This window comes from Streptomyces sp. NPDC007991 (assembly GCF_042958445.1).
Classification (GTDB): Bacteria; Actinomycetota; Actinomycetes; order Streptomycetales; family Streptomycetaceae; genus Streptomyces.
The window spans coordinates 405,471-419,654 of record NZ_JBIBJD010000001.1; the positions used below are offsets into that span (position 1 = coordinate 405,471).

11 protein-coding genes are annotated in these 14,184 nt (G+C 69.0%); 10 read left to right on the forward strand and 1 reads right to left on the reverse strand.

Annotated features, from left to right (window positions below; genetic code table 11):
* Positions 1-119: 119 nt before the first annotated feature.
* The 9 genes from ngcE to ACFZDA_RS01740 all read left to right on the forward strand — a co-directional run bounded on the left by ngcE (position 120) and on the right by ACFZDA_RS01740 (position 12,367).
* A complete protein-coding gene (gene ngcE / locus ACFZDA_RS01700; protein ID WP_391073278.1) occupies positions 120-1,574 on the forward strand; it encodes an N-acetylglucosamine/diacetylchitobiose ABC transporter substrate-binding protein in 1,455 nt (484 codons plus the stop codon).
* Positions 1,575-1,616: 42 nt separating this feature from the next.
* Positions 1,617-2,543: an ABC transporter permease subunit gene (locus ACFZDA_RS01705; RefSeq protein WP_391073281.1), complete on the forward strand. Its 927-nt coding sequence runs from the start codon at positions 1,617-1,619 to the stop codon at positions 2,541-2,543.
* Positions 2,543-3,466, forward strand: coding sequence for an ABC transporter permease subunit (locus tag ACFZDA_RS01710; protein WP_391073285.1), 924 nt, complete (start codon positions 2,543-2,545; stop codon positions 3,464-3,466). Before ACFZDA_RS01705 ends, ACFZDA_RS01710 begins: the two co-directional genes overlap by 1 nt.
* A 337-nt stretch (positions 3,467-3,803) precedes the next feature.
* Entirely contained in the window at positions 3,804-5,015 is a 1,212-nt protein-coding gene (locus tag ACFZDA_RS01715; protein WP_391073287.1) for an ROK family protein, read from the forward strand.
* Positions 5,016-5,148: 133 nt separating this feature from the next.
* The gene (locus tag ACFZDA_RS01720; protein WP_391074546.1) at positions 5,149-6,249 is read left to right on the forward strand and encodes a substrate-binding domain-containing protein; all 1,101 of its coding nucleotides are present in this window, start codon (positions 5,149-5,151) and stop codon (positions 6,247-6,249) included.
* Between the two features lie 203 nt (positions 6,250-6,452).
* A complete protein-coding gene (locus ACFZDA_RS01725) occupies positions 6,453-7,244 on the forward strand; it encodes an ATP-binding cassette domain-containing protein (RefSeq protein ID WP_306962490.1) in 792 nt (263 codons plus the stop codon).
* Positions 7,241-8,539 (forward strand): sugar ABC transporter permease, encoded by a 1,299-nt coding sequence (locus ACFZDA_RS01730; protein ID WP_391073291.1) that lies wholly within the window; start codon positions 7,241-7,243, stop codon positions 8,537-8,539. The genes ACFZDA_RS01725 and ACFZDA_RS01730 overlap by 4 nt, the downstream gene beginning before the upstream one ends.
* 255 nt (positions 8,540-8,794) lie before the next feature.
* A complete protein-coding gene (gene dxs / locus ACFZDA_RS01735; RefSeq protein WP_391073293.1) occupies positions 8,795-10,726 on the forward strand; it encodes a 1-deoxy-D-xylulose-5-phosphate synthase in 1,932 nt (643 codons plus the stop codon).
* Positions 10,727-10,873: 147 nt separating this feature from the next.
* Positions 10,874-12,367: an amino acid permease gene (locus ACFZDA_RS01740; protein WP_391073296.1), complete on the forward strand. Its 1,494-nt coding sequence runs from the start codon at positions 10,874-10,876 to the stop codon at positions 12,365-12,367.
* A 282-nt stretch (positions 12,368-12,649) separates the two neighbouring features.
* Here the strand turns inward: ACFZDA_RS01740 and ACFZDA_RS01745 are convergent, their stop codons facing one another.
* Positions 12,650-13,021, reverse strand: a complete 372-nt coding sequence (locus tag ACFZDA_RS01745) for an NTP pyrophosphohydrolase (RefSeq protein ID WP_391073299.1) — start codon at positions 13,019-13,021, stop codon at positions 12,650-12,652.
* Positions 13,022-13,103: 82 nt separating this feature from the next.
* Here ACFZDA_RS01745 and ACFZDA_RS01750 point away from each other — a divergent pair, with 82 nt between their 5' ends.
* On the forward strand, positions 13,104-14,120 hold the full coding sequence (locus ACFZDA_RS01750; RefSeq protein WP_391073302.1) for a hypothetical protein: 1,017 nt from the start codon (positions 13,104-13,106) through the stop codon (positions 14,118-14,120).
* The last annotated feature ends 64 nt before the right edge of the window (positions 14,121-14,184 follow it).

The following is a 14,184-nucleotide window of genomic DNA, read 5'->3' on the forward strand; positions in this document are numbered from 1 at the left end:
CGCACGTCACGCCCGCACGTCACCACCCGCACTTCCTGCACGACCCAGCTTGACCCGATCGCGGTGCCGGGAAGGATCCGGTTCACCGCCTGAGTCCTGGAGAAGGCGAGGACTTGAGCATGGGATCCACTTCCGCCGAGAACCACGGCACCGAGGGTGTCGGCCGCCGTGATCTGATCAAAAGGTCCGCCGCGCTCGGCCTGATCTCCGTTCCCACGATGAGTTTCCTGTCCGCCTGCGCCAGCAGCGGGGGTGACGACAGCGGGGACAAGGCCAAGGCCGGCAAGAAGACCGCGAAGAACCCGCTCGGCGTCAATGACACCGCGGGCATGGAATTCGTCCTGTTCGACGGCGGTTTCGGCAAGGAGTACGCCCAGGACGCCGTGAAGATCTACGAGAAGAACTTCCCCAAGGTGAAGGTGAAGTTCTCCGCCACCCAGAAGATCCAGTCCACCCTCCAGCCCCGCTTCAACCAGGGCACCCCGCCGGACCTCATCGACAACTCCGGCGCCGAGCAGATGGACATGGGCGTCCTGGTCGGCAAGAACCAGCTCGCCGACCTCACCCCGCTGCTGGACGCGCCCTCCTACGACGACCCGGGCAAGAAGGTCCGCGACACCCTGCGCCCCGGCATCGTGGAGATGGGCCAGTTCGACGGCGAGAAGGTCTGGGTCTTCTACTACGCCTACACCGTCTACGGCGTCTGGTACTCGCAGAAGGCCCTGGACTCGCTCGACGAGCAGTACCCCGAGACCTGGGACCAGATGCTCGCGGTCTGCGCGAAGGCCAAGAAGAAGGGCATGGCCGGCTGGACGTACGCGGGCAAGTACCCGTACTACCTCCCCTTCTCGCTCTACCCGATGATCGGCAAGGTCGGCGGCCGCGAAGTCCTCGACGCGATCGACAACCTGGAGCCGAACGCCTGGAAGCACCCGGCTGTCAAGGCCTGCTTCGAGGCCTACTACGAGCTCTACAAGAAGGGCTACGTCCTCAGGGGCACCCCGGGCCTGGACCACATCCAGTCGCAGACCGCCTGGGCCCAGGGCAAGGCGCTGTTCATCCCGAACGGCTCCTGGGTGGAGAACGAGTCGGCGAACGTCATCCCGAAGGACTTCGACCTGGCCGTCTCCGCGCCCACCGGCCTCGACTCCTCCGACAAGATGCCCTTCGGCACCATCTGGGCCTCCGGCGGCGAGCCCTTCATCGTCCCGTCCAAGGCGAAGAACGCCGAGGGCGGCATGGAGCAACTGCGCATCATGCTCAGCGAGGCCTCCTCGAAGAACTTCACCAGCAAGGTGAAGTCGCTGACCGCGTACAACGGCGGCACCGACGGCATCGCCCTCACCCCCGGCCTCAAGTCGGGCGTCGCGGCGCTGGAAAAGGCCGGCGACAACGTGGTGAACCCCCGCCTTCAGGACTGGTACGTCCAGTTGCAGAAGGAGAAGATCGGTGTCTCCGGCCTCGGCGAGATGATGGCCGGCCGCCTCACCCCGGCCGAGGCCATCAAAAAGATCCAGGGATTCGCCGACGAGACCGCCAAGGACGACTCGGTCAAGCACTACAAGCACCAGTAACGGCACCGGAAAAACAATTTCCGCAACGGCACCGGAGTGGCGATGCAGCACGGCAAGTACCGGTTCATCGTGGGCTTCCTCGCGCTGCCCCTGGGACTGTACGCGCTCTTCGTGGTCTGGCCGTTCATCCAGTCCATCTATTACTCGTTCACGGACTGGACCGGCCTGAGTCCCGAATTCAAGATGGTCGGTTTCGACAACTACAGCCGGCTGCTCGACGACGACATCTTCTGGAAGTCGTTGCAGCACAGCCTGCTGTTCGCCCTCCTGCTGCCGGTGGTGACGATCAGCCTCGCGCTGTTCTTCGCCTTCATGATCAACGTGGGCGGCAGAAAGAGAAAGAACGGCCCGGTCATTTCCGGCGTCCGCGGCTCCTCCTTCTACAAAATCGTCTACTTCTTCCCGCAGGTCCTCTCGATCGCCATCGTCGCGCTGCTGTTCGCGTTCGCGTACAACCCGGACAGCGGCGCGATCAACTCGGTCCTGCGCGGCATCGGACTCGGCGACGTCCAGCCCCTGTGGCTGGGCGACCCCGACCTGGCGCTGTGGGCCGTGATGGCGGTCCTCGTCTGGTCCACGGTCGGCTTCTTCGTGGTCCTCTTCTCCGCCGGCATGGCCTCCATCCCGGGGGAGCTGTACGAGGCGGCGCTGCTGGACGGCGCGAACCGCTTCACCACGTTCTTCCGCATCACCCTGCCCCTGCTCTGGGACACCGTGCAGTCGGGCTGGGTCTACATGGGGATCCTCGCCCTGGGCGCCGAGTCGTTCGCGGTCGTGCAGATCATGACGACCGGGCCGGGCGGGCCCGACTACTCGACCACCGTCATGGTCCTGTACGTGTACCAGAAGGCGTTCCGGGACGGGCAGGCCGCCTACGCCACCACCATCGGTGTCGCCCTGCTCGTCGTCACGCTGGCCTTCGCCGCCGTGGTGATGCGGCTGGGCCGTCGCGAGCGGCTGGAGTACTGATGAAGACGACACAGACCCCCGCGCCCGTGCCGGCCGAGTCCGGCGCGCCCGTGACCAAGGTCGATCTCCCCGCGGGCCCACCGCCGAAGGAGAAGAAGGAGGGCACGGTCCTCAACGTCTTCTCCCACGGCATCCTCGTCCTGTGGGCGGTCATGGTGGTCATGCCGCTGCTGTGGGCGGTGATGACGTCCTTCAAGGACGACCGGTCCATCTTCAGCTCCCCCTGGTCGCTGCCGGACACGCTGCACTTCGACAACTGGTCGCGGGCGTGGACCGAGGCCAACATGAGCGACTACTTCCTCAACACGGTCCTCGTGGTCGGCGGTTCGCTCATCGGCACGCTGGTCCTCGGCTCGATGGCGGCGTACGTCCTGGCCCGTTTCGACTTCCCGGGCAACCGCTTCATCTACTACCTGTTCATCGGCGGCATGAGCTTCCCGATCATGCTGGCGCTGGTCCCGCTGTTCTACGTCGTGAACAACATGGGCCTGCTGAACACCATCCACGGCCTGATCCTCGTCTACATCGCCTACTCCCTGCCGTTCACGGTCTTCTTCCTGACGGCGTTCTTCCGCACCCTGCCGACGTCGGTGGCGGAGGCGGCCTTCGTCGACGGCGCCTCGCACAGCCGTACGTTCTTCCAGATCATGCTGCCCATGGCCAAGCCGGGCCTGGTCAGCGTCGGCATCTTCAACTTCCTGGGGCAGTGGAACCAGTACATGCTCCCCACGGTCCTCAACACCGACCCCGACAAGCGCGTCCTCACCCAGGGCCTCGTCCAGCTGGCGGTCAGCCAGGGCTACAAGGGCGACTGGTCGGGCCTCTTCGCGGGCCTGGTGATGGCGATGCTGCCGGTGCTCGCCGCGTACATCATCTTCCAGCGCCAGGTGGTGCAGGGCCTGACGGCGGGGGCGCTGAAGTAACACGGCCGGCTGCTGCCCGGGCAGGGCACCCCGCAGCCCGGCGCTGCGGGGTGCCGCTGCGCCCACCCGTGCCGCCTGGGGGCACCTCCCAGGCCCTCGAGGCGCCAGGTGAGGCACGACTGCCCGCAGCCAAGGCGAGACGCGCCCGCAGCCGCCGACGGCCCGCCCCCACCCCGCAGGGGCAAACCCGCACCCGTAGCCCTCCGCGACCGCACGCGCACACCCGGGAATCGGCTCAACCTCTTGACGGGAGGCAACCCGAACGGCTCAGCTTAGAGTTCACTAGTTGGACATGGACGGGGCGTCATTGAAGCGGCCCCGCGCGCAGGAGGTCGTCGTGGAGACTCCGGGGTCGCAGTCGTCGCTGCACCGAGCCAACCTGGAGCGGGTCGTACGAGCCGTGCGCCTGGCGGGCTCCCTCACCCAGGCCGAGATCGCGCGGACGACGGGCCTGTCCGCCGCGACGGTGTCCAACATCGTCCGGGAGTTGAAGGAACGCGGCACGGTCGAGGTCACACCCACCTCGGCGGGCGGCCGCCGGGCCCGCAGCGTGTCGCTGAGCGGAGACGCCGGCATCGTCATAGGGGTCGACTTCGGCCACACCCACCTGCGCGTCGCGATCGGCAACCTCGCCCACCAGGTGCTCGCCGAGGAGTCCGAGCCCCTCGATGTCGACGCCTCGTCGACCCAGGGCCTCGACCGGGCGGAGCAGCTGGTCACCCGCCTGATCGAAGCCACCGGCGTCGACCGCTCCAAGATCGCCGGCGTCGGCCTCGGCGTCCCCGGCCCCATCGACGTCGAGTCCGGCACCCTCGGCTCGACCGCCATCCTGCCCGGCTGGACCGGCACCAAGCCCGCCGAGGAGTTGCGCGAGCGCCTCGGCGTCCCCGTGCACGTGGACAACGACGCCAACCTCGGCGCCCTCGGCGAGATGGTCTGGGGCAGCGGCCGTGGCGTGCGCGACCTGGCGTACATCAAGGTCGCCAGCGGTGTCGGAGCGGGCTTGGTGATCAACGGCAAGATCTACCGCGGTCCTGGCGGTACCGCAGGAGAAATCGGACATATTACACTCGACGAATCCGGCCCCGTCTGCCGCTGCGGAAACCGCGGCTGCCTGGAGACCTTCGCGGCCGCGCGCTACGTGCTGCCGCTCCTCCAGTCCAGTCACGGCACCGACCTGACGATGGAAGGCGTCGTACGGCTCGCGCGGGACGGAGACCCGGGCTGCCGTCGGGTGATCGCCGACGTCGGCCGCCACATCGGCAGTGGAGTCGCCAATCTCTGCAACCTGCTGAACCCGAGCCGCGTGGTCCTCGGCGGTGATCTCGCCGAGGCCGGTGAGCTGGTGCTCGGGCCGATCCGGGAGTCCGTGGGCCGCTACGCCATCCCCAGCGCGGCACGCCAGCTGTCCGTTCTCCCCGGGGCCCTCGGTGGTCGTGCGGAGGTGCTCGGAGCGCTCGCGCTCGCCCTCAGCGAGATGGGCGATTCGACCCTCTTGGACGGGACCGCCGTCGGGGCGTTGCAGGCGGCGACCCCTGCCTTCACTTAGAGAACGGATGGCACCGTTGCCATCTCGTTAAGGATTTACTTCTTGACGTCGCACGTGTGGCCGAGTTGACTTCCAGCCACCTCGGCCGCACTGTCGCGGCCTCGTCAGGGAGGTTTCTGAAGTGAACACGCGTATGCGTCGCGCCGCTGTTGCGATTGCCGCCGGTGCGATGGCCGTTTCGCTTGCTGCCTGTGGCAGCGCCAAGGAGTCCGGCGACAACGCCGAATCCAGCGGGTCCGCCAAGAAGGGCGACGAGATCAAGGTCGGTCTGCTCCTTCCGGAGAACGCGACCGCGCGCTACGAGAAGTTCGACCGGCCGCTCATCGAGAAGAAGGTCAAGGAGCTCACCGGCGGCAAGGGCGAGGTCGTCTACGCCAACGCCAAGCAGGACGCCAGCACGCAGAACCAGCAGGTCGACACGATGGTGACCAACAAGGTCGACGTGCTGATCGTGGACGCGGTGGACTCCAAGGCCATCGCCGGCTCGGTGAAGAAGGCCAAGGACGCGAACATCCCCGTCGTCGCCTACGACCGCCTGGCCGAGGGCCCGATCGACGCGTACACCTCGTTCGACAACGTCACGGTCGGCAAGACCCAGGGCGAGGCCCTGCTGAAGGCCCTGGGCTCCAAGGCCAAGGACGGCCAGATCGTCATGATGAACGGGTCGTCCACCGACCCGAACGCCGCCCAGTTCAAGAAGGGCGCGCACTCCGTCCTCGACGGCAAGGTGAACGTCGGCCGCGAGTACGACACCAAGGAGTGGAAGCCGGAGAACGCCAACGCCAACATGGAGGGCGCCATCTCCGCCCTCGGCAAGGACAAGATCATCGGCGTCTACTCCGCCAACGACGGCATGGCGGGCGGCATCATCACCGCCCTGAAGGCCGCCGGCATCGCCGACATCCCGGTCACCGGCCAGGACGCCGAGCTCTCCGGCGTGCAGCGCATCGTCACCGGTGAGCAGTACATGAGCGTCTACAAGCCCTACCCGCAGGAGGCGGACGTCGCGGCCGAGATGGCCGTCGCCCTCGCCCAGGGCAAGTCGCTCGACTCGATCGCCAAGGACAAGGTCGACAGCCCGACCACCAAGGCCATCCCCTCCGTCCTGGTCCCGGTCGTCTCGCTGACGAAGGACAACATCAAGGACACCGTCATCAAGGACGGCATCTACACCGTGAGCGAGATCTGCACCGGCAAGTACAAGGCCGCCTGCGACAAGATCGGTCTCAAGTAAGCAGCCGTCAGGTCCCCGCGGAGAGGGAAACGGGAGTCCGCCTCCGGACTCCCGTGCCCGCCGTACGGGACCCGCTGCCCCGAGTTCCTCCGGCGCCCCGCCACACCAGCCCCGCAAGCTCCGCGGGGCGCCGGAGTGATCACTCCCGCACTCTCTGCCAAACCTTCTGTACATACCTCCCGCCGGGTCAGGCGGCGAAGGAGATGGTTCACGTGTCCGCTACGCCCGTGCTGGCGTTGCGCGGGGTCTCCAAGCGGTTCGGTGCCGTACAGGCGCTCACCGACGTAGAGCTTGAGGTCCACGCCGGTGAAGTGGTCGCCCTGGTCGGCGACAACGGCGCCGGAAAGTCCACGCTGGTCAAGACGATCGCCGGCGTGCACCCCATCGATGAGGGCGTCATCGAATGGGACGGCAGGTCCGTCCACATCAACAAACCGCACGACGCCCAGAACCTGGGCATCGCGACCGTCTACCAGGACCTCGCGCTGTGCGACAACATCGACGTCGTCGGCAACCTCTACCTGGGCCGGGAGATCCGCAAGCGCGGTGTCCTGGACGAGGTGGAGATGGAGCGCCGCTCCCGCGAGCTGCTCGACACGCTGTCGATCCGTATCCCGAGCGTGCGCATCCCGATCGCCTCGCTCTCCGGCGGTCAGCGCCAGACCGTGGCCATCGCCCGGTCCATGCTCGGCGAGCCCAAGCTGGTCATCCTCGACGAGCCCACCGCCGCCCTCGGCGTCGAGCAGACCGCGCAGGTCCTCGACCTGGTCGAGCGGCTGCGCGAGCGCGGCCACGCCGTGATCCTCATCAGCCACAACATGGCCGATGTGAAGGCCGTCGCGGACAAGGTCGCCGTGCTGCGCCTCGGGCGCAACAACGGCGTCTTCGAGGTCAAGTCGACCTCGCAGGAAGAGATCATCTCCGCCATCACCGGCGCCACCGACAACGCCGTGACCCGCCGTGCGGCGCGCACGAACGGGGAGGTTTCCAAGTGAGCATCGACAAGACCTCCGCCACGGGAGCCCCCGAAGACCACGTCGTGGAGAACCCGGAGGCGGCCAAGGCCTCCGTCACGGTCGTCGACCCCCGGCTGCTGGTGCGCGAGCAGGGGTTCGCCGGCTACGTCAGTGAGTTCAAGCGCAAGATGAAGTCCGGCGACCTGGGCTCCATCCCGGTCGTCATCGGCCTGGCGATCATCTGGATCATCTTCCAGAGCCTGAACTCCAACTTCCTCACCGCGGGCAACCTGTCCGACATGTCCGTCGCCATGGTCGGCACGGGCATGATCGCCGTCGGCATCGTGTTCGTGCTGCTGCTGGGCGAGATCGACCTGTCGGTCGGCTCGGTCAGCGGTGTCGCGGGTGCGAGCTTCGCCGTGCTCAACGTCACCCACGGCATGAACGAGTGGCTCGCCTTCGTGCTGGCCATCCTCACCGGCACCGTCGCCGGCGTGCTGCACGGCTTCTTCTTCGCGAAGATCGGCGTCCCCGCGTTCGCCGTCACCCTGGCCGGTCTGCTGTTCTGGAACGGCTTCATGCTCCAGATCCTGGGCGACAACGGCACGATCAACCTCGACCCGGACGGGGTCGTGGCCAAGCTGACCAGCTACTACTTCTCGGACGTGGCCGCCGCGTACGGCCTGGCCGCCGTGGTGACCGCCGGGTTCTTCCTCAGCTCCTTCCTCGGCAACCGCCGCCGGGAGGCCGCTGGGGTGCCGTCGCGGCCGCTGAGCGAGACCATCGTGCGGACGGTGCTGCTGGCCGTCGTCGCGTTCGCCGTCGCCATCGTCTTCAACCAGTACAAGGGCCTGCCGCTGGCCGTGGTGATCTTCATCGTGGTGCTGCTGGTCACGGACTTCGTGCTGCGGCGCACGGCGTACGGGCGGAAGGTGTTCGCACTCGGCGGCAGCGTCGAGGCGTCGCGCCGGGCCGGTATCAACGTGGAGACGGTGCGGATCTCGGTGTTCGCGATCTCCGGCACGTTCGCGGCGGTCGGCGGTCTGTTCATCGCGTCGAAGATCGCCGCGGCGAACCAGGGCGCCGGTGGCGGTGACCTGCTGATGAACGCGATCGCGGCCGCGGTGATCGGCGGTACGTCGCTGTTCGGCGGTCGCGGACGGACATGGAACGCGCTGCTCGGTGTGCTGGTGATCGTGTCGATCCAGTACGGGCTCGCCCTGGAGGGCATCGCCTCTCCGGTGCAGTACATGATCACGGGTGGTGTGCTGTTGGCCACGGTGGTGATCGACGCCGTTACTCGTAAGACGCAGAAGACGGCGGGGCGGGCGTAGCGCCGCAGGGCTGCGCCCGGTCCCCGGCCGCGGGTGCGCCGTGGCTTGTCGCGCAGTTCCCCGCGCCCCTTGGGGACATGACCGTGCCCGGCACCGTGAGGTGCCGGGCACAGTTGTGTCGTAGGTGGGGCACAAGTTGGGTACAGCCGAATGCGTGACGTATGACGCACGGCCTCGGCGCGGTCCTCAAGGGCGGAACATTAGACTCGACGAGCCCGGCAACTGCTCGAACAGCTCTACTGCAAGGAGGCACGGGTGCCGCTGCTGACCCGAATCAGGGGACCGCGCGATCTGGACCGGCTCAGCCTGGAAGAGCTGAACCAGCTGGCGGAGGAGATCCGGACCTTCCTTGTCGAAGCGGTCTCCAAGACCGGCGGTCACCTCGGCCCCAACCTCGGCGTGGTGGAGCTCACCATCGCCCTGCACCGGGTCTTCGAATCGCCCAAGGACAAGGTGCTCTGGGACACCGGCCACCAGTCCTACGTGCACAAGCTGCTCACCGGCCGTCAGGACTTCTCGAAGCTGAAGATGAAGGGCGGCCTGTCCGGCTACCCCTCGCAGGCCGAGTCCGAGCACGACATCATCGAGAACTCGCACGCCTCGACCGTCCTCGGCTGGGCCGACGGCATCGCCAAGGCCAACGAGCTCCTCGAGCGCGACAGCCACGTCGTCGCCGTGATCGGTGACGGGGCGCTGACCGGCGGCATGGCCTGGGAGGCGCTGAACAACATCGCCGACGCCAAGGACCGGCCCCTCGTCATCGTCGTCAACGACAACGAGCGGTCCTACGCACCGACCATCGGCGGTCTCGCCAACCACCTGGCGACGCTGCGCACGACGGACGGCTACGAGCGGTTCCTCGCCCGCACCAAGGAGGTGCTGGAGCGCACCCCCGTCGTCGGCCGGCCGCTCTACGACACCCTGCACGGCGCCAAGAAGGGCCTGAAGGACTTCATCGCCCCGCAGGGCATGTTCGAGGACCTCGGCCTGAAGTACGTCGGCCCGATCGACGGGCACGACCTGGAGGCCCTGGAGTCCGCCCTCGCGCGGGCCAAGAGGTTCGGCGGGCCCGTCATCGTGCACTGCCTCACCGAGAAGGGCCGCGGCTACCAGCCCGCCCTCCAGGACGAGGCCGACCGCTTCCACGCCGTCGGCAAGATCCACCCCGACACGGGCCTGCCGATCGCCACCTCCGGCGCCGACTGGACGTCCGTGTTCGGCGAGGAGATGGTCAAGCTCGGTGAGGAGCGCGAGGACATCGTCGCCATCACCGCCGCCATGCTCCAGCCGGTGGGCCTGGAGAAGTTCGCCAAGCGGTTCCCGAAGCGGGTCTACGACGTCGGCATCGCCGAGCAGCACGGCGCGGTGTCGGCCGCGGGCCTGGCGACGGGCGGCGTGCACCCGGTGTTCGCGGTGTACGCCACCTTCCTCAACCGCGCCTTCGACCAGGTGCTGATGGACGTGGCCCTGCACAAGTGCGGGGTGACGTTCGTCCTGGACCGGGCCGGAGTCACCGGCACCGACGGCGCGTCCCACAACGGCATGTGGGACATGTCGATCCTCCAGGTCGTGCCGGGGCTGCGGTTGGCCGCCCCGCGCGACGCCGACCAGGTCCGCGCGCAGTTGCGGGAGGCCGTCGCCGTCGACGACGCGCCGACCGTGGTCCGCTTCTCCAAGGGCGCCGTCGGTCCCGCCGTGCCCGCCGTGGGGCGGGTCGGCGGCATGGACGTGCTGCGCGAGCCCGGCGCCGACCGGCCCGATGTGCTGCTGGTCTCCGTCGGTGCCCTCGCGCCGATGTGCCTGGAGATCGCCGGCCTGCTCGACCGGCAGGGCATCTCCACCACCGTCGTCGACCCGCGCTGGGTCAAGCCCGTCGACGAGGCCATGGCCCCGCTCGCCGAGCGGCACCGCGTGGTCGTCACCGTGGAGGACAACAGCCGGGTCGGCGGGGTGGGGTCGGCGATCGCGCAGGCGCTGCGTGACGCGGGCGTCGACGTGCCGCTGCGCGACTTCGGCATCCCGCCGCGCTTCCTCGACCATGCCTCGCGCGCCGAGGTCATGGCCGAGATCGGCCTCACCGCGCCGGACATCGCCCGCCAGGTGACCGGGCTGGTCGCCAGGCTGGACGGCAGATACGAACGCTCCGCGGCCGACGCGGTCGACTCCGTGGAGCCCGCGCGCGACTGACACCGCCTCGGTACCGCTGAATGGGCCGGTTCCACCCCCGCCAAGGGGGGTGGAACCGGCCCATTGGCGTGAATCCATCGCCGCCGGGGCATACGGATGGTGCCCCCTCTCGATCATGTCGAGGACGACAAGCGTGGGAGGTACCCCGTGAGCAGCACCCTCTTCCGGACGAAGAAGGTCGAGCAGTCCATCCTCGACACCGAGGAGCCAGAGCACGCGCTCAAGAAGTCCTTGTCCGCGCTGGATCTGACCGTCTTCGGCGTCGGCGTGATCATCGGCACCGGCATCTTCGTCCTCACCGGAACAGTCGCCAAGAACAACGCCGGGCCCGCGGTGGCCCTGGCGTTCGTCGCGGCCGGCGTCGCGTGTGCGCTGGCCGCCCTCTGTTACGCCGAGTTCGCGTCGACGGTCCCGGTCGCCGGGTCCGCCTACACGTTCGCGTACGCCTCCCTCGGCGAGCTGCCCGCCTGGATCATCGGCTGGGACCTGGTCCTGGAGTTCGCGCTCGGTACGGCGGTGGTGGCCGTCGGCTGGTCGGGCTACATCCAGTCGCTCATGAGCAACGCGGGCTGGGAGATGCCCGCGTCCCTGGGCAGCAGGGACGGCGCCGACGTCTTCGGCTTCGACATCCTCGCCGCCGCGCTCGTGCTGGCCCTCACCGGCATTCTCGTGCTCGGCATGAAGTTGTCCGCGCGGATCACGTCGCTCGTCGTCGCCATCAAGGTGACGGTCGTCCTCGTCGTGATCGTCGCGGGTGCGTTCCTCATCAAGGGTGCCAACTACGACCCGTTCATCCCGAAGGCGAAGACGGTGGAGGCCGGGAGCAGTCTCCAAGCGCCGCTGATCCAGCTCATGTTCGGCTGGGCGCCCTCCAACTTCGGCGTGATGGGCATCTTCACCGCCGCCTCCGTCGTGTTCTTCGCCTTCATCGGCTTCGACATCGTGGCCACGGCGGCGGAGGAGACCCGCAATCCACAGCGCGACATGCCGCGCGGCATTCTCGGCTCCCTGCTGATCTGCACCACGCTGTACGTTCTCGTGTCGATCGTCGTCACCGGCATGCAGAACTACACCCGGCTGTCCGTGGACGCGCCGCTCGCCGACGCGTTCAAGGCCACGGGGCATCCCTGGTACGCGGGGTTCATCAGCTTCGGCGCGGCGGTCGGCCTGACGACGGTCTGCATGATCCTTCTCCTGGGCCAGACCCGGGTGTTCTTCGCGATGAGCCGTGACGGGCTGCTGCCGCGATTCTTCTCGCACGTCCATCCGCGGTTCCGCACCCCCCACCGGCCGACCATCCTGCTCGGCGTGGTCATCGCGGTCCTGGCCGGCTTCACTCCGCTGACGGAGCTCGCCGCGCTGGTGAACATCGGCACGCTGTTCGCCTTCGTGGTGGTCGCCGTCGGCGTCCTCGTCCTCCGCAGGACCCGGCCCGACCTGCACCGGGCGTTCCGCACACCGTGGGTGCCGGTCATCCCGATCCTGTCGGTGTGTGCCTCGCTGTGGCTGATGATCAACCTGCCGGCGGAGACGTGGGTGCGGTTCGCGATCTGGATGGTCGTCGGGTTCTTCGTGTACTTCCTCTACGGCCGCAGCCACAGCCGCCTCGGGAGGACCACGAAGGCGGAGGAGACGCCGTAGCCGCCTGCGGCCGGCTGTGGGCCGGGGCCGCGCCGGGGGGTGTCCGTCCTCGGAACGGCGCGATGGGGCCGGACGCCGGCTGACTCCCCGTTGACGCGCCAACCGCTGCGGGCGGACACCTCCCGACACGTCCCCTTCCCGCCGTCGGCGGGTGCGGCGCACTCAGCCCAGGGCGGCACCGGTGGGCGCAGCGGCACCCCGCAGCGCCGGGCTCCGCGCCCACCCGACCCGGGCAGCGGTCGCAGCACCCCTGCGGCGCGGGTCAGCAAAAACGCCCCGCTCTCACGGTCGTACCGACCGCGGCCCCGTGACGTCCGCCCCCAGCTCCCCGACCCGCCTCCGCAGCTCCCGGTCGGCCGTGACCACCAGTACCGGACGCGCCCCCGCCCCCGCGACCACCTCCACGATGTGGTCGTCCCCACTGCCCGGCGCCGACTCCACCCGCACTCCGGCCACGGACTCCACCCCCCGAGCCGCACCCTCCACCACGAGGACGACGTCCACCGGCCCGTCCACCCCCGGCACCCCGTCCGACGCCAACCGGTCCCGCAACCGTTCCGCCGCCCCCTTCCGGTCCCGCCACCACCCGTCCGGCACCGACCCGACGACATTCGCGGCGTCGACGACGACAAGCAGGGGAGCGTTGCTGTTCATGTGGCCAGGGTCGCACGGCGGATCCCGGCCAGGCAGGGCGCGGGCGGGACGTCGACACCTCCCGCCCGCGTAAGGTGAACCGGTGAACGGCGACTGGCTCATCCGCGGCCGCGACGGCCGCCTCACCGTCTACCTGCCCTCCGGCGACGCCGTCCTGTGCCGTGCGGAACGCGGCCCCGCCGGCTCCTGGGACGCCCCCCGGACCGTCGGCGGCACCCAGAAGCTGCACCCGGGTGCCGCGGTCGGCCAGGGCGCCGACGGCTACGCCCATCTGGCCGCCTGGCGGCCCACCGTGCCGGGCGAGTCGGGCCTGGTGCACTCCACCCACTTCCGGCCCCGGCTCGCGCCCCTGGACTGGGTTCCGATCGGGCACCCGGACAAGAAGGGCGACCGGACGGGCGAGCCGGCCGTCGCCGTCGACGCGCAGGGGCGCTGCCATGTCTTCGTCCGGAACAAGGGCGGCGGGGTGAGCCTGCGCAACCAGAAGGAGAAGGGCGGCTGGGGGGCCTGGCAGGACCTGGAGGGGCACGACGTGGAGGGGGAGTTGGCCGCCGTGACGGGTCAGTCGGGGCTGGTCGAGGTGTACGCCGCAGCGGCCGGCGGGATTCTGCACTGGCGGCAGGAGGAGCCGGGCCGGACCCCGGTGCGGGGGGAGGGGGCCGATGTGCCCGCTCGTCCGGGGACCCTGCGCGCGATCGCCACGTCCGCCGAGCACACCACCCTCTTCTTCACGGACGCCTCCGGCGACCTGTGCGCCTGGCGCCCGGGGGAGAAGCCGGTGACGCTCATCGCCTCCGCCGGGCCGGGCCCCGTGTCCGCCGTGCGCTGTGAGATCGAGGGGTACGACTGCACCGTGCTCGCCCAGCGGTCGTCGAGCGGCCGGGTGGCCTTCGCCGCCTATCCGACCGAACAGGAGTCCGCCGGGGCCTGGTGGACCGAGTCCGGCCCTCAGCTGCCCGCCGACGCCACCGTGTCGCTCGCGCTCGACGAGCATGACGAGGTCGTAGCGGCCTCCCAGTCCCCGTCGAACGGGAAGCTGCTGTTCACCCGCCGCAAGGACGAGCCGGGGCTCGCGCTGGAGGCCTGGCGGGAGATCTGACGCCCCGTTCGTTCCTGGGGCTCCTGTCGCTCCAGACTCACGAGGTGTGTCAAGGGTTGTGCGG

Bases quoted from the DNA above. Each gene is read 5' to 3' on its own strand.
- ACFZDA_RS01745 (WP_391073299.1), bottom strand. From the start codon at position 13,021: ATGAACAGCAACGCTCCCCTGCTTGTCGTCGTCGACGCCGCGAATGTC.
- ngcE (WP_391073278.1), top strand. From the start codon at position 120: ATGGGATCCACTTCCGCCGAGAACCACGGCACCGAGGGTGTCGGCCGC.
- ACFZDA_RS01710 (WP_391073285.1), top strand. From the start codon at position 2,543: ATGAAGACGACACAGACCCCCGCGCCCGTGCCGGCCGAGTCCGGCGCG.
- ACFZDA_RS01705 (WP_391073281.1), top strand. From the start codon at position 1,617: ATGCAGCACGGCAAGTACCGGTTCATCGTGGGCTTCCTCGCGCTGCCC.
- ACFZDA_RS01720 (WP_391074546.1), top strand. From the start codon at position 5,149: ATGCGTCGCGCCGCTGTTGCGATTGCCGCCGGTGCGATGGCCGTTTCG.
- ACFZDA_RS01725 (WP_306962490.1), top strand. From the start codon at position 6,453: ATGGTTCACGTGTCCGCTACGCCCGTGCTGGCGTTGCGCGGGGTCTCC.